23 protein-coding genes and 1 tRNA gene are annotated in these 24,009 nt (G+C 68.1%); 9 read left to right on the top strand and 15 right to left on the bottom strand.

The features are described from left to right. Positions 1–59: 59 nt before the first annotated feature. Together EDC25_RS09345 and EDC25_RS09340 are read right to left on the bottom strand one after the other, a co-directional pair. On the bottom strand, positions 60–1,511 hold the full coding sequence (locus EDC25_RS09345) for a PA2928 family protein (RefSeq protein WP_123523051.1): 1,452 nt from the start codon (positions 1,509–1,511) through the stop codon (positions 60–62). A 49-nt stretch (positions 1,512–1,560) separates the two neighbouring features. Next, positions 1,561–2,721 (bottom strand): cation diffusion facilitator family transporter, encoded by a 1,161-nt coding sequence (locus EDC25_RS09340; protein WP_164484187.1) that lies wholly within the window; start codon positions 2,719–2,721, stop codon positions 1,561–1,563. A 232-nt stretch (positions 2,722–2,953) separates the two neighbouring features. Here EDC25_RS09340 and EDC25_RS09335 point away from each other — a divergent pair, with 232 nt between their 5' ends. From EDC25_RS09335 to EDC25_RS09330, 3 genes are all read left to right on the top strand, one after another. Further along, positions 2,954–4,777 carry a hypothetical protein gene (locus tag EDC25_RS09335; RefSeq protein ID WP_123523049.1) on the top strand — a complete coding sequence of 608 codons (1,824 nt, stop codon included), beginning with the start codon at positions 2,954–2,956 and terminating at the stop codon, positions 4,775–4,777. A gap of 379 nt (positions 4,778–5,156) precedes the next feature. Beyond that, entirely contained in the window at positions 5,157–5,333 is a 177-nt protein-coding gene (locus tag EDC25_RS14720; protein ID WP_164484186.1) for a hypothetical protein, read from the top strand. A 223-nt stretch (positions 5,334–5,556) separates the two neighbouring features. Next, complete coding sequence (locus tag EDC25_RS09330; RefSeq protein WP_123523047.1) at positions 5,557–6,837, top strand: delta-60 repeat domain-containing protein; 1,281 nt, start codon at positions 5,557–5,559, stop codon at positions 6,835–6,837. Positions 6,838–7,167: 330 nt separating this feature from the next. On the opposite strand, the gene EDC25_RS09320 is transcribed toward EDC25_RS09330, so the two are convergent. Further along, a complete protein-coding gene (locus EDC25_RS09320) occupies positions 7,168–7,776 on the bottom strand; it encodes a DNA-3-methyladenine glycosylase I (RefSeq protein WP_123523046.1) in 609 nt (202 codons plus the stop codon). Between the two features lie 78 nt (positions 7,777–7,854). Further along, a tRNA-Arg gene (locus tag EDC25_RS09315) sits at positions 7,855–7,931 on the bottom strand. A 188-nt stretch (positions 7,932–8,119) separates the two neighbouring features. Here EDC25_RS09315 and EDC25_RS09310 point away from each other — a divergent pair. The 5 genes from EDC25_RS09310 to EDC25_RS09290 all read left to right on the top strand — a co-directional run bounded on the left by EDC25_RS09310 (position 8,120) and on the right by EDC25_RS09290 (position 13,678). Beyond that, a complete protein-coding gene (locus EDC25_RS09310) occupies positions 8,120–8,752 on the top strand; it encodes a methylthioribulose 1-phosphate dehydratase (protein WP_123523045.1) in 633 nt (210 codons plus the stop codon). Further along, positions 8,749–9,312, top strand: coding sequence for a 1,2-dihydroxy-3-keto-5-methylthiopentene dioxygenase (locus EDC25_RS09305; protein ID WP_123523044.1), 564 nt, complete (start codon positions 8,749–8,751; stop codon positions 9,310–9,312). Before EDC25_RS09310 ends, EDC25_RS09305 begins: the two co-directional genes overlap by 4 nt. Further along, positions 9,309–9,992: an acireductone synthase gene (gene mtnC / locus EDC25_RS09300; RefSeq protein WP_123523043.1), complete on the top strand. Its 684-nt coding sequence runs from the start codon at positions 9,309–9,311 to the stop codon at positions 9,990–9,992. Before EDC25_RS09305 ends, mtnC begins: the two co-directional genes overlap by 4 nt. Positions 9,993–10,156: 164 nt before the next feature. Then, a complete protein-coding gene (locus EDC25_RS09295) occupies positions 10,157–11,425 on the top strand; it encodes a BamA/TamA family outer membrane protein (protein WP_123523042.1) in 1,269 nt (422 codons plus the stop codon). Between the two features lie 45 nt (positions 11,426–11,470). After that, on the top strand, positions 11,471–13,678 hold the full coding sequence (locus EDC25_RS09290) for a M36 family metallopeptidase (protein ID WP_123523041.1): 2,208 nt from the start codon (positions 11,471–11,473) through the stop codon (positions 13,676–13,678). 21 nt (positions 13,679–13,699) lie between these two features. Here the strand turns inward: EDC25_RS09290 and hisIE are convergent, their stop codons facing one another. From hisIE to EDC25_RS09245, 9 genes are read right to left on the bottom strand one after another with little or no spacing between them, the layout of a single operon-like run. Further along, the gene (hisIE, locus tag EDC25_RS09285) at positions 13,700–14,338 is read right to left on the bottom strand and encodes a bifunctional phosphoribosyl-AMP cyclohydrolase/phosphoribosyl-ATP diphosphatase HisIE (RefSeq protein ID WP_123523065.1); all 639 of its coding nucleotides are present in this window, start codon (positions 14,336–14,338) and stop codon (positions 13,700–13,702) included. Beyond that, the gene (gene hisF, locus EDC25_RS09280; RefSeq protein ID WP_123523064.1) at positions 14,338–15,123 is read right to left on the bottom strand and encodes an imidazole glycerol phosphate synthase subunit HisF; all 786 of its coding nucleotides are present in this window, start codon (positions 15,121–15,123) and stop codon (positions 14,338–14,340) included. Before hisF ends, hisIE begins: the two co-directional genes overlap by 1 nt. Continuing rightward, positions 15,123–15,863: a HisA/HisF-related TIM barrel protein gene (locus EDC25_RS09275; RefSeq protein ID WP_123523040.1), complete on the bottom strand. Its 741-nt coding sequence runs from the start codon at positions 15,861–15,863 to the stop codon at positions 15,123–15,125. Before EDC25_RS09275 ends, hisF begins: the two co-directional genes overlap by 1 nt. Next, positions 15,860–16,453: an imidazole glycerol phosphate synthase subunit HisH gene (gene hisH / locus EDC25_RS09270; RefSeq protein ID WP_123523039.1), complete on the bottom strand. Its 594-nt coding sequence runs from the start codon at positions 16,451–16,453 to the stop codon at positions 15,860–15,862. Before hisH ends, EDC25_RS09275 begins: the two co-directional genes overlap by 4 nt. Beyond that, positions 16,450–17,514, bottom strand: a complete 1,065-nt coding sequence (gene hisB / locus EDC25_RS09265; RefSeq protein WP_123523038.1) for a bifunctional histidinol-phosphatase/imidazoleglycerol-phosphate dehydratase HisB — start codon at positions 17,512–17,514, stop codon at positions 16,450–16,452. Before hisB ends, hisH begins: the two co-directional genes overlap by 4 nt. Next, positions 17,511–18,584 carry a histidinol-phosphate transaminase gene (gene hisC, locus EDC25_RS09260; protein ID WP_123523037.1) on the bottom strand — a complete coding sequence of 358 codons (1,074 nt, stop codon included), beginning with the start codon at positions 18,582–18,584 and terminating at the stop codon, positions 17,511–17,513. The genes hisB and hisC overlap by 4 nt, the downstream gene beginning before the upstream one ends. Then, a complete protein-coding gene (gene hisD, locus EDC25_RS09255) occupies positions 18,581–19,906 on the bottom strand; it encodes a histidinol dehydrogenase (protein WP_123523036.1) in 1,326 nt (441 codons plus the stop codon). Before hisD ends, hisC begins: the two co-directional genes overlap by 4 nt. Beyond that, positions 19,903–20,796 carry an ATP phosphoribosyltransferase gene (gene hisG, locus EDC25_RS09250; RefSeq protein WP_123523035.1) on the bottom strand — a complete coding sequence of 298 codons (894 nt, stop codon included), beginning with the start codon at positions 20,794–20,796 and terminating at the stop codon, positions 19,903–19,905. Before hisG ends, hisD begins: the two co-directional genes overlap by 4 nt. Further along, positions 20,793–21,134, bottom strand: a complete 342-nt coding sequence (locus tag EDC25_RS09245) for a YerC/YecD family TrpR-related protein (protein WP_123523034.1) — start codon at positions 21,132–21,134, stop codon at positions 20,793–20,795. The genes hisG and EDC25_RS09245 overlap by 4 nt, the downstream gene beginning before the upstream one ends. Positions 21,135–21,300: 166 nt before the next feature. Between EDC25_RS09245 and EDC25_RS09240 the strand changes: the two genes are divergently transcribed. After that, entirely contained in the window at positions 21,301–22,149 is an 849-nt protein-coding gene (locus EDC25_RS09240; RefSeq protein ID WP_240639730.1) for a ferredoxin--NADP reductase, read from the top strand. An 85-nt stretch (positions 22,150–22,234) separates the two neighbouring features. Here EDC25_RS09240 and EDC25_RS09235 read toward each other — a convergent pair whose 3' ends face one another. Both EDC25_RS09235 and EDC25_RS09230 read right to left on the bottom strand, forming a co-directional pair. After that, positions 22,235–23,041: an ABC transporter permease gene (locus tag EDC25_RS09235; protein WP_123523033.1), complete on the bottom strand. Its 807-nt coding sequence runs from the start codon at positions 23,039–23,041 to the stop codon at positions 22,235–22,237. Next, on the bottom strand, positions 23,038–23,997 hold the full coding sequence (locus EDC25_RS09230) for an ATP-binding cassette domain-containing protein (protein WP_123523032.1): 960 nt from the start codon (positions 23,995–23,997) through the stop codon (positions 23,038–23,040). The genes EDC25_RS09235 and EDC25_RS09230 overlap by 4 nt, the downstream gene beginning before the upstream one ends. Positions 23,998–24,009 lie beyond the last annotated feature (12 nt).

Below are 24,009 nucleotides of genomic sequence, written 5' to 3'. Positions count from 1 at the left end.
CGATCCCGTGCGCGTCATGGCGTCCTCCCGATCCTGGCGGCAATCCGGTGCCAGGTGGCCTACGACGGCGGATCGGTGCCGCTGGCCGTAACCCCGTGGCCATCGCGGCCGAGCCGGAACAGTCGCGCCGAGCCGTCCGCCATCGCGATTGCCGCGAACACGAAGTCTCCGCCCTGCACCTCCGGTGGCGATCCCTCGAACAACGGAGCGCCGCGCTCCGGCGGTTGCGCGGCTTCGCCCGCCTGCCCGAACAGCATCAGCGTCGATCCGGCCAGGCGGGCCGCGTGCAGGTTCGCGATCGGCAGCTCGATGTCCCACGCCGGCTGCCCCGATGGCCCGGTGATGCGCGCCAGCCGCAGCAGCGCATCGGCGGCCAGCGAGCTGTGATAGAGGACAAGGACGCTGTCGGGGTCGCGCAGCCACAGCGGACCGCTGCCAATGCCCTGGGTCAGCAGGCCGGGGCGCAGGAATTCCGGTGCCTGCGGCAGCGGCTGGAAGGCGCTGAATTTCTGCCGCGTGCCCCAGTTGTCCGGGAAGTCCGCCGGCCAGTCCGGCGGTGCCGCGGAGACGTGCCGGATGCCGGCACGCCACAGGCGGTAGCGGCCCTGCCCGGGGTCACCGAGGTAGGCCGGGGTGTGCAGGGCCGCTTCGTGATGCGCGCGGCCCACGCCGGTGCCCGCCGCTTCGGCCACCTGCACCGGATCAACGGACAGCCGCGCGGCTTCCCCGTCATCCAGCAGGCCCAGCCAGTGCGCGCCCAGGTCCATCCCGCGCGACTTGAAACCACCGTTGCACCCCGCCGGGCAGCGACCGGGCGCGAACACGCCGTCGCGGCCAGGCATCGATTCGTTGCCGACCGGCGTCAGCGCGAAGCTGCCGTCGATCCGCCAACGCCGGCCATCGCCGGCAAGCAGGTGCAGGCCGCCGTGGTCGAAGCCGTAGCGATGGCGCTCCGTCAGGAGCTGGCCCCGCAATGCCGGAAAGCGCGACTCGATGTCCTGCGGACCGAGGCGCAGGCTGCCGTCGGCTTGATGCAGCGCGTGCAGGCCACGCGCATACACCCACACCGTGTCGCCGTCGACGCCGATCGGCGAGGCATCGACGACCTCGCGCGCGGGCGCGACATGCAGGCGCCGACGCCATGCCGGGCGCGCGTGGTCATCGAGCGCCCAGACATCGATTTCCTGCAACTGTTGCCCCGACATCCTGCGCACCGCCATCCGCTGGTGGCGTTCACGCTGGTATTGCCGGGTGACCAGGAAGAGACGGGGACCCTGTGGCGTATCGGCCAGTACCGGCGTGCCGCTGGCGACAAGCGGCTGCACGGCGTCATCGCGGTCGGCCCACCAGTCGAGCAGGCTGTTCCAGCTGCGCAGGTCCATGTGCACCGCGAACACGATGCCGGCAAGGATGGCCAGGCGCAGCAGCAGGCGTCGCCAGCGGGCGGCGCGGGCGCTGGCAGCGGCGTCGGCGTCCGCTTCGGCATCTGCGGGAGACGGTGTTTTCGCCATGACCGCATCAACGCAGGACGCGGTCGCGCGGGGCCAGCGTGGCGGCGGATCAGGCGTGTCGGCAGCCGGTGTCGGGGCAGTCGTCGCCGCTGTCGAGCTGGATCGTGGCATGGCCAACGCCGTAGCGGTCGAGCAGCATCGCCCGCACGGCGTTGGCAGCGGGTTGGCCTTCGGCCGGATTTGCCAGGTCCACGTGCAGCGTCGCCATGCGCTCGCCGCTGGCCAGGCTCCAGACGTGGATGTGGTGGACGCCGCGGATCGACGCGTGGCTGGCCGCCAGCGAGGTCGCCATTTCGTCGAGGTCGAGGCCTTCCGGCGTGCCTTCCAGCAGGATGTGGGCGCAGCGTTTCAGCAACGAGGTCGCGCTGGCGATGATCAGCAGCGCCACCAGCGCGGACAGGATGGGATCAGCGATGGTCCAGCCGGTCCAGCGCACGATCAGCGCCGCTGCCACGGCGGCGAGTGATCCGAGCAGGTCGCCGATCACATGCAAACGCGCACCCTGCAGGTTCACGTCGGCATCACCGCGTGCATGCGTGACGCCATGGGCGTGCGCGCGCCTATTCGCGCCGGCGATGGCGTGCCCGCCTTCGCGCACCGGTCCCCCGGCCGGCGCGGGTCCGTGCCCACGCGCCCGTCCGCCGTCATGGACATGTAAGTGGGCTCGATCGCCATGGGCATGGGCGTGAAGGTGGGTGTGGCCACCGGCATGCGCATGTCCATGCACGCCACCCAGCACCTTCAGCACCAGCAGGTTCGCCAGCAGCCCCGACACGGCCACGACGAGCATGACGCCATCGAGGATCGGACCGGGCGCGCGTATGCGCTCGATGGCTTCCCAGAGTATCCAGCCGGCGAGCAGGAACATGGTCAGCGCGTTGACGAACCCGGCGAGCACTTCGACGCGGCCATAACCGTAGCTGCGCCGCGCATCGGCCGGTCGACGGGCGATGCGCGCGCCAATCCACGCCAGTGCCAGCGCCGACGCATCGACAAGCATGTGGCCGGCATCGGCGAGCAGGGCCAGCGATCCCGATACCACGCCGCCCACCGCCTCGGCCAGCATCGTGCCGGTCGTGACCAGGGCGGCAAGCAGCAGGCGCGACTCGCGGCGCACGGGCCTTTCCTCCACGCCACGGGCAACGATGCGGCCGCCGGCATCGCCATGACTGCCGTACTGGTCGTTTTCGTGCCGGTCGTCCCGGGTCATGTCCATCCCCTGCGTCATGCCGATCCTAGCAGCGCGGGCGGTCGACGGCCGCGGTGGCGATGGACGCACCCGGAACACCTCGTCCAGTCTTTCGCAGGCAGCCCGGGCAACCCGCTGCATGCGGTTTTGCGCACCGTCCCCACAGCGCCTTCAGGTGTGGCGGACTTTCATCGCGGATTGCGTCTGAGGAGCGATCGGGCCGCCGCCCGTCATGTTGCCAGAGGAGTCCTAGATGCTTCATCACCAGCCTGCGCGACCTTGCGCGGACGCCATCAGCCGTCATTCGCGCGCCCTCGCACTCATCGCCTGCGTTGCATTCTCCATTCCGGTGCTCGCCGACAACGTGGTGTTGTCGAATGGCCAGCCCACGCCTGCCTGGGGCGCGTTGTCCCTGCTTTCCGCAGGACAGATCGAGGGTGGCGAGGAGGCCATGCAGTCAACCGGAGCCTGGGAAGCGCGCGTGACCGCATGGCGGACCTTGAGTGCGGCGGAGCTGGAGGCCGATACCTGGCCGCAACACGCCGCCGGGAACGGAACGCCGGACGATCCCGGCAGCGGCATGCTCCCTGGCCTGCTGGCCGGCGCAGTGGGACGACGGGAAGGCGACCTCGACCGGACCTTCATCCATCATGCCGATGAACCGGGTGTCCGCCGCGACGGCATCAATGTCGGCAATACGACGCGCGACATCGCCGTCGGCATCGCGCAACGCGCCGACGGCAAGGTCTATCTCGTCGGCCAGGCTGGCCGTCCCGGCGCGCCGACGCGCATCGCCATCCTGCGCCTCACCGCCTCGAACCTGGACCGCGACCCGCGCTTCGGAAATGGCGGCCTGCAGGTGATCGAACTGGCCAACCCGCAGCTGACGCTGGTGAAGGCCGTGGCCCTCATGGTCGATGGTTACGAACGCTTCTACATCCTGGCGCAGGACAAGGAACGCTACGACAACCACGACTTCGCGCTGATCTGCCTGCGCACACCGACGGTCCTCGGTGATGGCGACTTCGAGGCCTGCCCCGGCTTCGGATCCCCGGCCGGCGTGCTCGTCCGCTACTACGATTTCGGACTGGCGCCCGGATGCGCCGGCCACCACGACCTGGCGAACGACATCCATCTCGACCGCCGGCCCGCGCAGCCCATGAAGCTGTACCTGGCCGGCAGCGCGCAGCGGCAGTTCAATGCCTGCGGCGACACCGACCTCGCCGTCATCCGCACCGACCTCAGCGGTGCGCTGGATACCAGCTTCGCCATGACCGGCAAGGTCGCCATCGGTGTCACGCCGGTCACCGGCGGTGGCGCCTGGACGGCCACGGCCCTGGCGGTCACGCGCCACGTGAGTGGCGATGTCGTCATCGGAGGCGCGGTCGGCACCGGCAACGACCGCCGCGCGATCCTCGCGATGCTCAACGAGGATGGAACACTGCGCACGACCTTCTGTTCGCCGTCCGTCGCCACCTGCGATTCGCCGATGACGCATCGCAGCGGTGTGCGCGCGTGGAACAGCGACACGGTGAGCACGTCGGTCCGTTCGCTTGTCGCCGCCCCGAATGCCGGCGTCTACGTGGCAAGGAGCTTTACCCGCAATGTTTCCGAAACCGTCGGCCGCCTGAGTCGCATCGACGCGTCCGGCGGATGCCATGTGTTCTGTGGCGAGATCGACATGTTCCCGGAGTTCAGCACACACACCGCCCCCGTCGCAATGGTGTACCACGATCGCAATGGCCTGAACGGCCAGATCACGGTGGCCAACTATTCGTTCCCGGCGGGCCAACCGGAGCGGGCGCGCATCATTGTCTACCGCTTCAACGAAACCGGCGTGACCAACAACCTGCAACCCGATGTGCAGTTCACCACCGGTCCTTCCACCGGCCGCAACAACATCACCGTGCCTGGCAATGTTGGCGAACCGCGCAATACCCGGCCGGTAGTGATGACGATGGACCGGCAGGGCCGCTACCTCGTCGCCGGCTGGACCGCGTGGGAAGGCGAGGATCTGGACTTCGCCCTGGCCCGCCTGCAGCGCGACGTGATCTTCATCAACGGGGTCAACGACTGACGATATTGATCACGACGGGGATCGGCGCCGTCAGCGGCCACGCTGACGCGCCGATCCGGACCCTGCGCCGGTTCCCGGCAGCAGTCGATGCGCCCGGGTACGCCCCTCGTCGACGACCGCCACAGGCGGTCTGGACAAATCGCATCGCCCCTGTCCGATCCGGCCTGTTTTTTCCGTCTCTACACGGCAGGCCGGTATCCCACCGCGTCACACTCACCCCAGGAGCCTCCAGATGCACCTCCCCTCGCCTTCGCCACATCGGTCCGCGAGCCGGTCTTCCTTCACACGAAGGTTGATCCTGCCCGCGCTGGGCCTGGTTATCGCCTCTGCGTGTTCCGCCGCGGAACTCGACCGGTCCGATTCCGAGGCACCGGCGCGCATGGCGGCAGCCCGGGACGACGTCTCAAGTGGCGAGGAAGGCAGCAGCCTCCTGCCCAGCAGGAACGATCCAGGCGAGAAGCGCTTGACCGCCTGGCGCACGCTCACACAGATCGACGACGACCTGCAGCGATGGGCGGACCGGCAGATCAAGGCGATGGCCGAACCGTCGGCATGACGCGGCTGAGCCCGCGGCTGGCAACACCGGACGCCGCCCCGGCGATCTTGACCCGAACCTGCAGATCCACACTGGCGAGCCCGGCGTTTTCCGGATTCCTGTCGATGCAGGCTTCACCTGGGACGACCGCGCCGTTGGCGTCTCACAACGGGCGGATGGAAAGGTCTACGTCGTCGGCCAGACCGGAGAGCTGGGCCCGGACACCAGGATCGGGATCATCCGGTTGACCGGATCACACGGCATCCTTGATCAGAGCTTTGGTACGAATGGCCAGCAGGTCATTTCCATCGCGAACCCCGATCTGACCCTGGTCAAGGCGATCGGCGTCACCCAGGACAATTACGAACGTTTCTATATCCTGGCCAAGGATCGGGAGCTTGCAAACAATCACACGTTTGCGCTGATCTGCCTGCGCACTTTTCTGGGTTCGAATGCCCCCTTTACAGCCTGCCCCGGATTCGGCAATTCGCAAGGCATGCTGGTCCTCTACTACGATTTCGCCGGGGCGCCGGGCTGCGGAACCAGCCACGACGAACCGAACGACCATTTCTTCGCTCCCGACCACGCCGACCTGGCGAATTCGAAGTTCTACCTGGCCGGTGCCGCCCAACGCCATTACAACGCCTGTTCGGACGTTGACATGGCCGTCCTTCGCGTCGACATGAATGGCGCCCTGGACACCAGCTTCAATGGAAACGGGATGCGCATGCTTGGCGTCTCTCCGGTGGTCGGCAGTGGCAACTGGTGGGCTTCCGCGTTCGCCGTTGCCGAGCGTGCCGACGGCAGGGTCGTGCTGGGTGGAACCTCCGGCACCGATTCGGACCGTCGCGCCGTGGTCGCGCAATTCCTCAACGACGGCACTTTCGACACCGACTTCTGCCCGCCCGGCGAATCAACCTGTGACTCACCTTCAACGCACCGCTCTGGCCTGCGGGCATGGAGCGGGGACACCAGCGCGTCGGTGGTACGGGCATTTGCACCGACGCTGGGGAATGGCCTGTATGTCGCGCGCTGGGTCGAGGTGAACAATTCGGTGATCGGCCGCCTGGCCCGTATCGAACGCAGCGGTGGCTGCAGCCAACACTGCAACCAGGTGAACCTTTTTCCGTCGCCCGAAACGCGGACCGTCCCCATCGCGATGCTCTACCAACCGACCGTTGCGCCGGATATCAATGGACAGATCGTGGTCACCGCCTACCACTATCCGAACGGCGCCGAAAACGAATCCCGCGTGCTCGTCTATCGATTCAACGCGGACCTGGCCGACAACGCGATCGTGCACGACTTTGGATTCACCACCGGCCCGGCGCCGTACCGCAACGACATCACTTTCCCTGCCGGATCCTCGTCGACACCACGCAACGCCCGACCGGCTGTCATTACGCAGGACCGGCAAGGACGCTTCCTCATTGCCGGTTACGCGAAGTATTCGGACGACGATCTGGACTACGGCTTCGCGCGCCTGCAGAACGACGTGATCTTCACCAACGGCGTCAACGACTGACCTGACTGGCGCTCGAGGCCTTTCAGCGGGCGACATCCGGGGAGCCGGGTCGCCCGCATCAGTCGCTTCCGGCTGCCTCACACGTTGCCGGCGTTACGGCGGGCGACAACGGCTGGACCGGTGGCTGTGGCTGCGACTGCGACCGTGGCTGCGATTGCGGTTGCGGTTGCGGTTGCGGCTACGGCTGCAGCTGTAGCTGCGGTTGCGATTGCGGCTCCGGCTGTGGCTGTAGCCTCGGCGGCGATTGCGGCCCCGGCTGGGCCTTCGGCTATGGCTGCGTGCGGTTGCGGCTGGAACTGACGTCGTACTCCCGCAGACTCGGGTTGCCGATCAGACCGGCCGCACGAACCCCGCCCTCGCCGCTTCGACCTGCCGCCACGACGGGCAACTGCCGAGATGGTCGTTGACCATGCCCATGGCCTGCATGAAGGCGTACATCGTGGTCGGGCCGACGAAGCGCCAGCCACGCTTGCGCAGGTCCTTCGACAGCGCCTTCGCTTCCGGCGCGGTGGTCAGCGCCCGTGCCTCCGCTTCCGTCCACCCGCACCGGTTCGCCGCGCGATCGGGCTCGAAGCGCCAGGCATAGGCGGCGAGCGAGCCGAATTCATCGACGATCTCCAGCGCGCGCGCCGCGTTGTTGATGGTCGCCTCGATCTTGCCGCGGTGGCGGACGATGCCGGCATCGGCCAGCAGCCGCTGGATGTCGCGCTCACCAAAGCGCGCCACGCGCGTGAAGTCGAAGCCGGCGAAGGCGGCGCGGAAGTTTTCGCGCTTGCGCAGGATGGTCAGCCAGCTGAGGCCGGACTGGAAACCTTCCAGGCACAGCTTCTCGAACAGTCGCCGGTCGTCATCGACCGGGAATCCCCATTCGTGATCGTGGTAGTGGATGTAGTCGGCGTGTCCGCCGCACCACCAGCAACGTCCCAGCACTTCGTCCATGCCCGCTCCGGCGTTTCCACGGCGATGATAGGCACCGGACAAGGACAGCGGGCGTCCGCAGGCCGGGATGTGGAAGACTGGCGACCCCGACACGATTCGAACGTGTGACCTTCCCCTTAGGAGGGGGACGCTCTATCCAGCTGAGCTACGGGGCCGTGGCCGGGATTCTCGCATACCTCGCCCGCGGCGGGCGACGGCGGGCGACGGCGGGCGCTGCGAACAGCGTGCGCTAAACGGGGCGGGCGTCGCCTGCTTCCGCGGCGCACAAAGGCGGATAAACTGGCCAGCCGCGTGGCCACCGCCACGTCCCGTGATCCACCGACCGAGGCGAAACCACCCGACCATGCCGAGTTTCGATCAAGCGGCGCTCGAAGCCGCCGCCGATGCCATCGCCGCCGCCGGCCGCTGGCTGGCCCAGCGCGACTGGACACCGGCGACCAGCAGCAACTTCTCCGCACGACTCGACGATGCGCACGCCGCGATCACCGTTTCCGGTCGCGACAAGGGCGCGCTGGGGCGCGGCGACATCATGGTCGTCGACTTCGACGGCCTGGCGGTTGGCACCGACCGCAAGTCCTCCGCGGAAACGCTGCTGCATACCCACCTCTACCGGCGCGATCCCGGCATCGGCTGCGTGCTGCATACGCATTCGCGCGTGCAGACCATCGCCTCGCGCCTGTATGCCGCCGACGGCCATGTGCGCCTGGAAGGCTACGAGCTGCTGAAGGCCCTGGCCGGCAATGCCACGCATGAAATGGCCGTCGACCTGCCGGTGTTCCCGAACACGCAGCATATGCCGGACCTGGTGACCCAGGTCGATGCCTGGCTGGACACCGGCGTGCCGGCCTGGGGTTACCTGATCGACGGCCACGGCCTGTATGCCTGGGGCCGCGATGTCGGTGAAACCCTGCGCCATATCGAAGCCTTCGAGTTCCTGCTCGATTGCGAACTGCAACTGAGGAGACTGCGGACATGAGCCGACTGCGCATCTTCGACGAGAACCGTCCCGACCAGCCCGGCGTGGCCACGTCCGACCATGCCGAGATGGCACGCCACCTTGGCGCCATCGGCGTGCGCTTCGAACAATGGGAAGCCGCCGAACCCATCGTGCCCGGCGACCCGCCGGAAAAGGTGCTGGCCGCCTATGACCGCGACATCCGCCGGCTGATGCAGGAGAACGGCTACCAGGCGGTCGACGTCATCAGCCTGGATCCCGATCATCCGGACCGTGAGGCGCTGCGCCGGAAGTTCCTCGACGAGCACACGCACAGCGAGGACGAGGTGCGCTTCTTCGTCGCCGGCTCCGGCCTGTTCACGTTGCACGTCAATGACAAGGTCTATGAGGTGCTGTGCGAGGCCGGCGACCTGATCGGCGTGCCCGACGGTACCCCGCACTGGTTCGACATGGGGCCGTCGCCGCACTTCGTGGCGATCCGCCTGTTCACCAATGTCGAAGGCTGGGTGGCGAATTTCACCGGCGCCGACATTGCCGGCCGCTTCCCGCGCTACGAGCCCGGACAGGCGCTGCCGCAATGAGCCTGAAGGCCATCGTCACCGACATCGAAGGGACGACCAGCTCGATCCACTTCGTGCACCAGGTGCTGTTCCCGTTCGCCCGCGCCGCCCTGCCCGGCTTCGTCGGACAGCACCGCGACGATCCCGCGGTGCGGCCGTGGCTGCAGCAGGTCGCCGACGAGGTGGGCTGCGCGATCGACGCACCGCAGGTGGTGGAAACCCTGCTGCACTGGATCGACATCGACCGCAAGCACACCGCGCTGAAGGCGCTGCAGGGCATGATCTGGGAAAGCGGCTACGCCGGAGGCGATTTCCTCGCCCATGTCTATCCGGACGTGCCGGACCAGCTGCGCGCCTGGCACGAGGCCGGCCTGCGCCTGTTCGTCTATTCCTCCGGCTCCATTGCCGCGCAGAAACTGTTCTTCGGCCACAGCAAAGCGGGCAACCTGCTGCCGCTGTTCGAAGGCCACTTCGACACCACCATCGGCGGCAAGCGCGAAGTGGAGTCGTACCGGCGAATCCTCGGCGAGATCGGGCTGGACGGCGGCGAGGTGCTGTTCCTGTCCGACATCGTCGCCGAGCTGGACGCCGCGCGCGCAGCCGGAATCCATACCCGCCTGCTTGAACGTGAAGGCGAAGTGGCCGAGCGCAACGGCCATGTCGCGGTCCCGGACTTCCGCGCGATCGACCTGCCCGGCTGACCGCGGCCGCGGCGGCCTTGCGGGAAATTTTTCCCGGTGAGGCCGCGTGAGCCTGCAAGTAAAGCCTGCCCGAGCATAAACCGGATGCCCCAGCAGGCAGCCGGTTCATGCTCGGTCCGATTTGAGGTCTTGCCACGGGCGGCGATCCCGGCGACGCTTCGGGCATGACCCGCCCAACCCTCCAGTCCATCGCCCGCACCGGCCTTGCCGGCCTGCTTCTCGCCCTGGCCGGTACGGCGGGCGCCGCGCCACGCGTCGCGGCCATCCAGCTGAGTGGCAACGAAACCACACGCGACATCGTCATCCTGCGCGAACTGGCGCTTCGGGTCGGTGATGAAGCGACGCCGCAGGCCATCGAGGCGAGCCGGCAATCGGTCCAGGACCTCGGGCTTTTCCGCCATGTCGACATCGAGGCGGTGCCCTCGGGCGATGAAGTGGTACTGGCCGTGCGCGTGCGCGAAAAGCGCTATTTCCTGCCGATTCCGCGCGTGGAAGGCAACTCCGACGGCGACTACAGCTACGGCGCGCAGATCCGCTGGAGCAACATGTTCGGCCTCAACCACCGCATGGTGGCCTATGTCGAGAAAGGCAACATCGAATCCGAGCGCGACCGAGACAGCACCGAATCGGCGCGCATAAGCTATTACGCGCCCTATATCCGCGACAGCCACTACAGCGTGAACGGCATGGTCGACCGCACCGACCAGGTGTCGATCAACCGCGACGGCGAGGCCTTCGACGAGACGTTTACCCGGCTGGAACTGCTCGGCACGCGGGATTTCCGTGAATCACGGCCACGCAAGGGCTGGATTCTGGGCACCGGCCTGTACTGGCAGGACCAGATGGCGGAAGGCGTGTTCGCACCACCCTCCGATGGCATGGCAACGGCCGCCGTGTTCACGGCCAGCTACGACGACCTGCACTTCAACCTCTACAGCCAGAGCGGCCGACGTTTCCAGGCCCGCGCCGAAGCGGCCTCCGACAGCATTCTTTCGGATTACAGCTACCAGCGCCTCGACCTGGATTACCGGCACTATCGTCCGTTTGGCAAGCGCAGGCACCAGAGCGTCCACCTGATCGCCGCCGGTGGCGTTTATGGCGGCGGGCCTGGCAGTCGCAACGCCTATTCGCTGGGCGGGTCGCGCCGCATGCGTGGCTACGAAAGCGATGACATCGAAGGCAACAGCTACTGGTACCTGTCCGGTGAATACCTGAAGCCGTTGCGCTGGGACTGGCTGCGCCTGCTGGCGGTCTTCGAGGCCGGCAGCGCGCGCCGCAACGTCTTCGGCGAGCGCAACCGGTCCGCCTATGCGAGCATTGGCCTGGGACTGCGTGCGCGAATCACCTGGTTCGTGGACATCGAGATCGAAGCCGGCATCGCCATGCCGCTGATCGATGGCAACGGAGCGCGGTTCTTCGCCAGCACGCTGTAGCGGCGACAACACGCGTCGGCAACGGCGCCGAATGGGGGATGGACCATGCAAAGCGATCGCTCCGGCGGGTTCCTGGGCCATCCAGGGATGCTTGTTCTGGCGCTGACAATGGTCCCGGCGGCGACCTTTGCCACGCCGGTACTGCAGCGTGACGCCCGTTTCGTACCGGCCGATGCCGGAGGCGTCGACGGGTGGACGGAACTGAAGCGTGGCAGCGATCTCCTCCACGGGTTGGCGATCGCCGCACTGGACCTGCCCGTGCATGGGCAGCTGCGTCGCAGCAATGCCGGGACGCCAGTATCCGAAGCGGCTGTGCAAGTCATCGGTTACAGCCAGTGGGTCGACGATCTGCCGGTGTTCGGCACCCGCATCAGTGTGCTGCTGGACAGCGCCGGATTCGTGCGCGTGCTGTCGCGGGATACCACCACGGTGCCACCCCACCCCGACGGCTTCCTGCTGGATACCGGAAGCGCGTTGTCGATCGCGTTGCAGGCGCCCTCGATAGGCGCCAGACCCGAACCGCATCGGACCACGGACGATGAAGCGGGCTGGAAGCATTTCCGAATCGAAGGGACGCCCGATTTTCCCAACCCGGGAACCGTGCGCGCACGGGCCGTCTGGTATCCGCTCACCGGCCATCTGGAACCGGCCTTCGAAATCGAACTGAATGGCAGTACATCCGGCACCCAGCGCCCCGTCGCCCGGACGCTCCTGGTTTCGGCCCGCGACGGGCGCATATTGCGTGAGGTCGACCGCATCCACGACCTTCGGACATTGGATCGCAGCGGCCTGTGCATCCAGGACTGCGGTGATCAGGACTTCAGCTACCGCGTGTTTGCCGACCGCGCCGGCAATCCCTATGTCGACCCGTTCGGCTCCACGGTTCCGCATCCCGTGGCCCATGCCAACGGCTGGCGGCCGTTGCAGGTAGCCCCGATGTCGCTCGTTCGCCCGCAGCAGGGCGCGATCTCCACGCGCGATCCATGGCTGCCTGCAGGCGCGGTTGAAACCGTGGGCAACAATGTCGATGCGTTCTTCCATGGCTTGCCGGTCGTCAATGGCCACTGGCATCAGGATGCCTTCGTCAATTGGGGGCCGGCTTTCAATGCGGCGCATGACCATCGCGCCCGCATAACGTCTCCGGGTGTCTTCGACCATTCCTACAACCCGGATGACAGCGACAGGGACTATTTCCAGTTCCCGGCACAACCCGCCCTGCCTGTCCCCGTCGCTTCGGCACAGCTGAACGCCAAGATCGTGCAGGTGTTCTACGCCGCGAACTGGCTGCATGACCTGTTCTACGACCTCGGTTTTGACGAGGCGGCAGGCAACATGCAGTCCGACAACTACGGACGCGGCGGAATCGGGGGCGATCCGCTGGTGGTCAATGCCGCCTTCCTGGGCACCTTCGCCATGACTACGGCCGACGGCAGCAGCCCGGCGCTGGTCATGGGCCTGAACACCTTCAGCCTCAGCCGGCGTGATACCAGCGCCTTCGACTTCCCGGTGTTCGCGCACGAGTGGACGCACACGATGATGGGTCGCCTCACCCGCCTCGGATACCAGGGCCAGGCGGGCGCGCTTCACGAAGGAACGGCCGACTTCGTCGGGCTGTTCCTGATGGTGGATCGCCGCCATCGCCACGCCGCCCCGGGCACGGGCGATTTCCACGGCGCCTATCCGCTGGGTGCATATGGCAATCTCGACTACGACCTTCCGGGTGATGCCTGGCCACCAGCGGGCACACCGGAACGTCCGGACAATACGTACTACCACGGCATCCGCAGGTTCCCCTACTCGGCCAGCCTGGCCATCAATCCACTTACGTTTGCCCACATCAGCGACCGCAAGCCGCTGCCGCAGGGCTTCGAGCCGTTCGACTGGAAACTCCGCTCCTTCACCCCGCACGAGATCCACAGCGCCGGTGAAGTCTGGGCTTCGGCCTTGTGGCAGTGCGCGCGCAATATCCTCGCCGATACGCCGGAACCGGACTTCGCCTCGCGGCACAGGCGGTTTCTTGCGCAGCTGGTCGCGGCGCTGAAGCTGTTTCCGTTCGATGCGACCTTTACCGAGGCACGCGACGCGGTGCTCATGGCCGTGCGCGCGGACGATGAAGCCGACTATCTGCGCTGCCGTGCCGGTTTCGCCCGGCGTGGTCTCGGCGCCGGTGCCGTTTCGCCGCCGCGGGATTCGATCAACCTGCGTGAGGTTGTCGAAAGCTTCGAGGATGCCGATCCGCCTGCTTTGCGGTAACGGTGCCGGCGGGAAACCGGCTCACGCCGAAGGCCGATGTCGTTCCGCCAGTTCACCGGCGATATCCGCGAGCGAAAGCCCGCGGTCGGCGATCAGCACGAGCAGATGGAACAGCAGGTCGGCGGCCTCGCCCTGCAGCGAACGCACGTCGCCGGAGACCGCCGCCAACGCGGTCTCCACGCCTTCCTCGCCGACTTTCTGCGCCATGCGCGCCGTACCGGCGGCGAACAGCCGCGCGACGTAGCTGCTGCCGGGCGCTTCGCTCCGTCGCTGCCGGATCAGGGCTTCAAGTTCATTGAGCCAGGGATGCGCGTGGCCGTCACCGTCGAAACAGCTGTCGCTGCCGCGATGGCAGGTGGGGCCAGCCGGCAGCGCCTGGCACAGCAGGCTGTCGCGATCGCAGTCCGCGGCAATGCCGACCACGCGCAGCACGTTGCCCGAGGTTTCGCCCTTGCGCCACAAGGCGCCGCGCGAGCGCGAGAAGAAGTGCACCTCACCGCTGTCGAGGCTGCGCTGCAGCGCCTCGCGGTCGCAATAGCCCAGCATCAGGACGCGGCCGTCATGCGCATGCTGCACGACCATTGGCAGCAGCCCTCCACCCTTGTTCCAGTCCAGGCTGTCCACCAGGCCGCGTGCCGGGATTGGCGTCGTCGTCGTCATCATGCTGCTCCTTGCAGTCCGCCCGGCGGCACCGGCCGGATGCGGATGCCGCGCGCAAGCAGCGTCCGCTTGAGATCGGGAATGCGGATCTCGCCGCTGTGGAAGACGCTGGCCGCCAGCGCCGCATCGGCGCCAGCTTCTTCAAGAACGGCGGCGAAATGGCCGGCACGGCCGGCGCCACCGGAGGCGACCAGCGGCAGCCGCGTGGCAGCGCGCACGCTGCGGGTGGTCGCCAGGTCGTAACCCTCGCGCGTACCGTCGGCGCTGATGCAGTTGAGGACGATCTCGCCGGCACCACGGCTTTCGACTTCGCGGACCCAGTCGAGCAGTTCAAGGCCGCTGTCGCTGGCCCGCTCGGGCCGACCACTGTCGCGCCGCAGGCGACCATCGACCGTGTCCATGCCGATGACCACGCACTGGCTGCCGAAGCGGGCCGCCAGTTCCTCGATCAGCGCGGGACGCCGCAGCGCCGGCGAATTGATCGACACCTTGTCGGCACCGGCGGCCAGTACCGCGCCGGCATCGTCCACGCTGCTGATCCCGCCGGCGACGCAGAACGGGATGTCCAGGCAATCGGCCACGCGCTCGATCCAGGCCACGTCGACCCGGCGCCGCTCCGGGCTGGCGGTGATGTCGTAGAACACCAGTTCGTCGGCGCCTTCCGCGGCATAGCGCTGCGCCAGTGCGACGATATCGCCAACGACACGGTGGTCGCCGAAGCGCACGCCCTTGACGACGACGCCGTTGGCGACATCCAGGCAGGGAATGATCCGGCGCGCGAGCATCAGGGCGTTTCCCAGCACATCGCGCCGATCACGTCGAGCGGCAGCGTGCCATCCAGCAGCGCGGTGCCGGCCACGGCCGCGGCGACGCCGCTGCCGGAAAGGCGCGCGAGGTCAGCGCGGTCGCGAATGCCCCCGGAGGCGATCCACTGCAGCGTCGGCCAGGCCGAAACCAGGCGCGCGTACAGCTCGACGTTCGGCCCGGAGGCATCGCCATCGCGTGCGATATCGGTGCTGAGCACATGCCGCAGGCCGGCATCGATGAAGCGCGGCAGCAGGACGTCGAGGCCGGCTTCGGCGACGCCCTGCCAGGCATCGACGGCGATCCGGCAAGCGCCATCGGCGTCGACATGGACATCCAGGGCAAGGCAAAGCGGCCCGCCTCCGAGCTCGTGCAACCACGACGCGAACGTGGCCGGCTGGCGCGCCGCGACGCTGCCGACGACGACGCGTTTCGCGCCGGCCGCGAGCAGTGCATCGACGTGTCCACGCGAGCGCACGCCGCCGCCCCACTGCACATTCAGGCCGGTGGCGGCGATACCGGACAGAAGGTCGAGTGCGCGGGGCTCGCCGGCACGGGCGCCATCGAGATCGACGACATGCAGCCAGTCGGCACCGGCGTCGCGATAGCGGCGTGCGAGCGACAGCGGATCGACATCGAATTCGCGCTGGCGGTCGAAATCACCGCGATGCAGGCGTACCACCTTGCCGTCGCGCAGGTCTATGGCGGGAATCAGTTTCACAGGTCGAGGAAATTGGCGAGCAGGCGGCGACCGGCCGCCGCGGATTTTTCCGGATGGAACTGGCAGCCGAACACGTTGCCGCGACCGGCCACGGCGGTGAACGCGATGCCGGATTCGCACTGCGCGAGCGTGTCGTTGCCGACCGGCAGCGCATAGCCATGGACGAAGTAGAACCATTCGCCGTCATCGATGCCGGCGAGCAGGGGCGAGTCGACGCTGCGCCGCAGTGTGTTCCAGCCCATGTGCGGCCAGGTCGGCGCCGGCGGCAGGCGGCGTGCCCGCCCTTCCAGCAGGCCGAGCGCTTCGCCTTCGCCTTCCTCGCTGCCTTCGAACAGCAGCTGCATGCCCAGGCAGATTCCGAGCAGCGGTTGCTCCAGGCGTCGCAGCACATCGACCAGGCCGCGCGCGTGCAAGGCGGCGATGGCCGGCGCGGCGGCGCCTACGCCCGGCAGCACGACATGGGTCGCGGCGCGGACGACGGCAGGATCGCTGCTGAATTCGATTGCCTGGCCGAGGCGCTCGAACGCGCGCCGGACGGACCCGAAATTGGCGCCACCAACCGGCACCGCGACGACGCGGCGCGTGCTCACAGGCTGCCCTTGCTGCTGGGAACGGCGCGGTCGCTGCCTCGCCGCATGGCATCGCGCAGGCAGCGGCCGACCGCCTTGAAGCAGGCCTCGACCATGTGGTGCGTGTTCTCGCCGCGCACCGACAGGTGCAGCGTCGCGGCCAGGGCACCAGCGAGGCTGCGGAAGAAATGCGGCACCATCTCGGTGGACAATCCGCCGATGCTGTCGCGGCCGAAGCGGCCCTCGAACACGAAGCCGGCGCGACCGGACAGGTCCAGCGCCACCTGCGCCAGCGCTTCGTCCATGGGCAGCAGGAAGCCGTAGCGCTGGATGCCGCGGCGGTCGCCCAGTGCTTCCCGCAGGGCCTGGCCCAGGGCCAGCGCGCAGTCCTCGACGGTATGGTGCTCATCGATATGCAGGTCGCCGTCGCAGGCCAGGCGCAAGGCGAAGCCGCCATGGACGCCGAGCTGCTCCAGCATGTGGTCGAAGAAGCCCAGGCCGGTGGCCACGACCGGCGTCGCCGTGGCATCCAGATCCACCTCGACTTCGATGCGCGTCTCGCGCGTCACGCGCTGCACACGTGCGCGGCGGGGCGCATCCAGCAGGTCGTGGATCAGGGCGGGCCAGTCCCAGTCGCTGCCCAGGCGGTAGCCGCGCAGGCCCATGTTGGCCGCCAGCTGGAGGTCGCTCTCGCGGTCGCCGATCACCGCGCTTCGTGCAACATCGATTGCGCCGGCGCGCAGGTATCGACGCACCATGCCGATACCCGGCTTGCGTGTGTCGGCACCCTCTTCCGTCCGTGTCGGATCGATCAGGACCTCGTCGAAGCGGATGCCCTCGCTGGCGAGGATATCCAGCAGCAGCGCTTGCGGCCCCTCGAACGACTCGTAGGGAAATGAGTCGGTGCCCAGGCCATCCTGGTTGCTCACCATCACCAGCCGGTAGCCGGCATCGACGGCGCGCCGCAGGGCGGAGATCGCCCCCGGCACCATGCGGAACTTCGTGTAGCAGTCGATCTGGAAATCGTCGGGTTCGCGGATCAGCGTGCCGTCGCGATCGACGAACAGGACCTTGGCGCTCATGCCGGCACCGCTTCGGCCATCGCCACCAGCACGTCGAGCACGCGCGCGTTCTCGTCCGGGCTGCCGATGGTCACGCGCAGGCATCCGTCCAGGCCCGGCTGCGCCGAGACGTCGCGAACGATGATGCCGGCGTCGAGCAGGCTCCGGTACGCGGCCTTCGCATCCACCAGCCGCAGCAGCAGGAAATTGCCCTGGCTCGGCCAGACCTTCCGCACCGCCCGGCAACGCGCCAGCTGCGCCTGCCAGTGATCGCGCTGCTGGCGAATGGCGGCAATGCGCTGCACGGTGACGAGCAGGCTCTGGGCTTCGAGCACGCGCAACGCGGCTTCGACGCAGGGCGCCGGCAACGGATACGGCGGCGCAATCGCGGCGATCAGACCGACCAGCTCCGGCGACGCCATCAGGCTGCCGACACGCGCACCGGCCAGCGCATGCGCCTTTGAAAGCGTGCGCAGCACGACCAGGTGCGGATACCGGTCAAGCATCGCGGCCGCACTGGCGGTGTCCGAGAACTCGATATAGGCCTCGTCCACGACCAGCAGTGCGCGACCATCCAGGGCCTGCAGCAGCTGTTCGACCAGATCGTGGTAACTGGTACCGGTGGGATTGTTCGGCGAACACAGGAAGACCAGGCGCGTGCCGGTATCGACCTGCGCCAGGATACGCGCGACCGACAGCGCGAAGCCGTCTTCGCCTTGCAGCGTCACTTCGCGGCAGCCGGCGCCCTGGATGCGCGCGGCAATGCGGTACATGCCGAATCCCGGCGCCAGCGCGACGATGTTGTCGATGCCGGCGCGGCAGAAAGCGCGGACAAGCAGGTCGATCGCCTCGTCGCTGCCGCGACCGACGAACAGCTGGTCATCGCGCACGCCGTACAGCTGCGCCAGCGCGGCGAGCAGCGCCGGCGGCTGCGGTGCCGGATAACGGTTCAGGTCGAGGGTGTCGCCACAGGGCGCCCACGGTGCTTCATTGGCATCGAGACGAACCGGCGCCGGCGCGCCGCTGCGTCGCGCCGACGCATAGGGCACGAAGCCGGCGAGGTCGGGCCGGACCAGGTCGAGCGGATTCATGCCGCGGCTCCATCACCACGGGCGGCGGACAGCCGCGCCAGACGCAGGTCCACGGCACGCGCATGCGCCTCCAACTGCTCGGCTCGCGCCAGCAGCGCCGCTTCCGGACCGATGCCGCGCAGGCCGTCGGCACTGAGTTCCTGCACGCTGATGCGGCGCAGGAAGCTGTCGACGCCGACGCCACCGCAGGATCGCGCCCAGCCCAGTGTCGGCAGCACATGGTTGGGACCGGCGCAGTAATCGCCGACGGTCTCCGGCGACCAGGGGCCCAGGAAGATGCTGCCGGCGTGGACGATGCGCGGCAGCAGTCGACGCGGCTCGCGCGTCTGGATGATCAGGTGTTCGGGGGCGTAGCGGTTCGAGACCTCGGCCGCCTGCACCAGGTCGCGCACAAGCAGCAGGCGTGCGTGGGCGAGCGCCGCGCCGGCAATCGCCGCACGCGGCAAGCGCACCGACTGCTCGCGGGTGCGGCGTTCAACCGCATCCAGCAGCGCCGCATCCGGACTGACCAGCACCACCTGCGAATCGGTACCGTGTTCGGCTTGTGCCAGCAGGTCGGCGCCGACGATGTCCGGATCGGCGCTGTCGTCGGCAATGACCAGCACCTCGGAGGGTCCGGCCGGCAGGTCGATGGCGGCACCGGCCGGATCACCGGCCACCTCCAACTTCGCCTGCGTGACCCAGGCGTTGCCTGGGCCGAACAGCTTGTCGCAGCGCGGAACGCTGTCGCTGCCGTAGGCCATGGCGGCGATCGCCTGCGCGCCGCCGAGCTTGAGGACGCGCTGCACGCCGCACAGTCGGGCGGCCACCAGAATCAGTGGATCGACGGTGCCGTCGCCTCGCGGCGGCGTCGCCAGCACGACTTCCGGGCAGCCGGCGATGCGCGCCGGCACCGCCAGCATCCAGACCGTCGAAGGCAGCGGCGCGCTGCCACCCGGTGCATACAGGCCGACGCGCTGGATGGGACGCAGCAGCGATTCGCAGACCACGCCGGGTGCCGTCTGCACGCGCAGGCGCGAAGGCATCTGCGCCTGGTGGAAGGTCTCGACGCGCGCGGCGGCGGCCGCCATCGCCGCCTGCACCGCCGCCGGCACCCGCGCCTGCGCGGCGGCGAACTCGTCGTCGGTGACTTCGAAGGCGTCGAGGTCGCAGCCGTCCAGCCGCGAGGTCAGGCGCCGCAACGCCTCGTCGCCGTCACGCCGCACGTCGTCGATGATGCCGCGCACCGAGGCGATCAATGCGCCGTCGCGGATCGGCTGCGGACGCGCCAGCGCGCCGTCGCGACCCGCCGTGTCGAGGGTGTTCCAGTCGATCCGTTTCATGCCAGCACCTGATCCACCGCCATCACCATCAATCCGCGTGCACCGACCTGGCGCAGCGCCTCCAGATGCGACCAGTCCAGGCTGCGATGGCACAGCGCCTGCACGGAGATCTGGTCGGGTTGGCCGTCAAGGCTCATGACACTGGGCGCCTGCCGCGATGGCAGCAGGCGGGTGATGTCGGCGAGTGCCGAACGCGGCGCCTGCAACATCAGCAGGCGCACCTGCGCGCCCGACAGGGCGCCGTCGATGCGTGCCTGCAGGCGTTCGGCCAGTTCCGCCAGCAGCGGCGACAGTGCGCGCGGCGTGCGCGCCAGCACGGCTTCGCTGTCCAGCACCGTCGCGACTTCGCGCAGCTGGTTGGCCTGCAGCGTCGCGCCGGTGGACACCAGGTCGCAGATCACGTCGGCCTTGCCCAGGCGCGGCGCGATCTCGACCGAACCGTTCAACGTGACGACTTCGGCGGCCACGCCTTCGCGCGCGAGCCACGCCGCCAGCAGCGCCGGATAGGAAGTGGCAATGCGCAGGCCTTCGAGGTCGGCCGGCGATCCCCAGGGCATCTCCTGCGGCACCGCGATGGCCAGGTGGCAGCGTCCGAAACCCAGCGTGCTCACCACTTTGGGGAACACCACTCCGGGCGTCGCCAGCGATTGTTCGTCGAGCACGTTGCGGCCGACCATGCCCAGTTCGCAGCTGCCTTCGCGCAACAGGCCCGGGATGTCGTCGTCGCGCACCAGCAGCACGTCGATCGGCAGGTTGTCGCCGAACAGGAACAGGCGGTCGCGGCTGGCGCGGAAGGACAGCCCGGCGCGACGCAGCAGGTCCAGCGAGGTTTCCGCCAGGCGGCCGGATTTCTGTACGGCGATGCGCAGGCGGTCACGGGGCGCGCTCATGCCTGTGCTCCACCGGTCGGCGCGGCGCGGCGTGTCCGGCCCAGGACGCGGCGCGCGGCCAGGCGATAGCCGCCGGCGCCCTGCTCCAGGCATCGGGCGACGCGCCCGATGGTGGTGATGCTGACCGCCGTGCGCTCATGGATCGACCGGTACGGCTCGCCTTCGAGCAGGTGCGGTACGACGCACCAGCGATCACGCATCGCCTCGCGTTCGGCAGGCGTGCACAGGTCATCGAGCAGGGCGCGCATCTCGTCCACGGTGCGCATCGCCAGCAGGGCCTCGCAGAGCATGCGCTCGGCGCGGTCGGGGTCCTGCACGGCGGTCTGGCGTCGCTTCATGGCTTATCCAATGTGTTAATGCGTTAATACGTTCGCGCACACTACAGACTGAACGCAGGGGCGTCAAGGCTCGAAGCGCCCTTGCTGCACCGCGACAGCGGCCGGATAATTGCTGCCGTTCATCCCACACGCGCCCACGACATCGCCGGCGCCAGGACCCCACGACATGAGCCATCAGCCTGACATGTCGCCGGCACCGCTGGCGGCCGCTTCCGGACAGCCCGAGGGCAACCCCGCCCTGCGCGGCTTCGCTGTGGAGAACGTCCTCGAGGTGCGTCACTGGAACGATGGCCTCTTCAGCTTCAAGACCACGCGCGATCCCGGCTTCCGCTTCCGCGCCGGCCAGTTCGTGATGATCGGGCTGGAAGTCGAAGGCAAGCCGTTGATGCGCGCCTACTCGATCGCCAGTCCAAGCTGGGAAGAACACCTGGAGTTCTTCAGCATCAAGGTGCCGGACGGGCCGCTGACCTCGCGCCTGCAGCACATCCAGGTCGGCGACCGCATCCTCATGAGCCGCAAGCCCACCGGCACGCTGGTGCTCGACGACCTCAATCCGGGCAAGCGGCTGTTCCTGCTCGCCACCGGAACGGGCCTGGCGCCGTTCGTCTGTCTGGCGATGGAGCCGGAAACCTACGAGCGCTTCGAACAGGTGATCGTCGTCCATGGCGTCCGTGAAGTGAACGACCTCGCCTATCGCGACCTGTTCGAGCGCGGCCTGTTCGAGCACGAATACCTGGGCGAGCTGGTGCGCGGCAAGCTGCTCTACCACCCGACGGTCACGCGCGAAGCGTTCCACAACACCGGCCGGGTCACCGACCTGATCGAGAGCGGTGAACTCACCGCGCGCCTGGGCCTGCCGCCGCTGGACCCGTCCACCGACCGCCTGATGCTGTGTGGCAGCCCGCAGATGCTGGCCGACACGGCCCGCCTGCTCGACGAGCGCGGTTTCCAGGTCTCGCCGCGCACGCGCGAGCCGGGCGACTACGTCATCGAACGCGCCTTCGTCGACAAGTAGGCACGGACATCGCCGGCGGATCCTTCCATGGATGTTTGCCGGCGCTACGCCAGCACCCACTCCCACCCGGCCACGCCCGCGGGCTTCAGCGCTCGCGGTAGTACATGCGCATGGCCAGCGGCGCGAAGACGGCGGTGACCACGAGCGAGGCGAGCAGCACCCAGATCACGTCGCCGGCATCGACGTTGCCGTGCATGAGGCCGCGTGATGCGCTGGCCAGATGGCTCACCGGATTCACCGACACCACCGTCTGCATCCAGCCCGGCATGGTGTCGGGGTTGACGAAGATGTTGCTGACGAAGGTGAGCGGAAACAGGAACAGGAAGCTGGTGGTCATCACCGATTCCGGTGAACGCACCAGCATGCCGACGATGATCCACGGCCACGACATCGCCGAGGCGAAGACCAGCATCAGCGCCACGGCAAGTACCACACCGACGATGCCGCCCTCCGGCCGGAAGCCCAGAATGAAGCCGACGGTCAGCACCACCAGCGCCGCCAGCGCATAACGGGCCAGATCGCCGAGCAACGCGCCGACGATCGGTGCCGGCTGCCAGATCGGCAGCGAGCGGAAGCGGTCGAACAGCCCCTTGTCGATGTCGGTGTTGATGCCGACGCCGGTGTAGACGGTGAGGAACACCATGGTCTGCACGACGATACCCGGCAGCAGGTATTGCAGGTACGCCCCGGTCGATCCCGCCAGCGCACCACCGAACAGGTAGGTGAACATCAGCGTCATCATGATCGGGAACACGGTGACGTCGAAGAGCTGGAAAGGCACATGCTTGATTTTCAGCATCGCCCGCCAGGCCAGCGTGACCGCCGCCGACCAGCCGCCGGGTGCGGCGGGCGCAGGCCCGGATGACAGTGCGCGTTCGAAAGCCTGGTTCATGCCGCCTCTTCCTCGCCTTTCGCCTCGGCCGACCGCCCGGTCAGGGCGAAGAACACCTCGTCGAGACTGGGTTGTGCCAACGCGAACTCAGTGAACGCCAGTCCGCTTCCCGCCAGCGCCGACAGCGCCGCCGGCACGCGCTCGTCGTCGTTGACCTTGGCCAGCAGGAGCCCGGGCTCATGGCCCGCATGCACGCCACCCAGCGCCGCCTGCAGCAGCGAACGCGCCTCCTCGGCCCGGGACGGATCGGCCAGGCGGACATGCAGCGTGCGACCGCCCAGCGACTGCTTGAGTTCGCGGCTGGTGCCCTCGGCGATCAACCGGCCGTGGTCGATGACGCCAAGCCGGTCGGCGAGACGGTCCGCTTCCTCGAGGTACTGGGTCGTCAGCAATACCGTCGTGCCCTGGCCGGCAATGGCGCGCACGATGTCCCACACCTGGTTGCGGCTGCGCGGATCCAGACCCGTCGTCGGCTCGTCGAGGAACAGCAGGTCGGCGGCGCGGACGAGGCTGGCGGCAATATCCAGTCGACGCCGCATGCCGCCGGAGAAATGGCGCACCTGGCGGACCGCCGCCCCGGCCAGATCGAAGGCTTCCAGCAAGGTCGTGGCGCGCTGCCGCGCGTCGCGCCACGAAAACCCCAGCAGCCGGGCGATGAGCACCAGGTTCTCCATGCCGGTCAGGTCTTCATCGACCGAAGCGAACTGGCCGGTCAGGCTGATCCGGTTGCGCACCTGTGCCGCTTTGGCGACCACGTCCTGCCCGAACACCAGCGCCTTGCCGCCATCCGGCCGCAACAGCGTCGCCAGCATGCGGATGGTCGTGGTCTTGCCGGCACCGTTGGGGCCAAGCAGGCCGTATACCGCGCCGCGCGCCACCTGCAGACTGATGCCATCGACGGCGTGCGTTTTCGCGAAGGTCTTGCGCAGATCAATGGTTTCGATCGCCAACGTCATGCCTGCCCTCCA

Source organism: Pseudofulvimonas gallinarii (assembly GCF_004343305.1).
Taxonomy (GTDB): domain Bacteria; phylum Pseudomonadota; class Gammaproteobacteria; order Xanthomonadales; family UBA2363; genus Pseudofulvimonas; species Pseudofulvimonas gallinarii.
The sequence above is the reverse complement of the archived record's forward strand: the minus strand, read 5'-3'. Positions and strand labels throughout refer to the sequence as shown.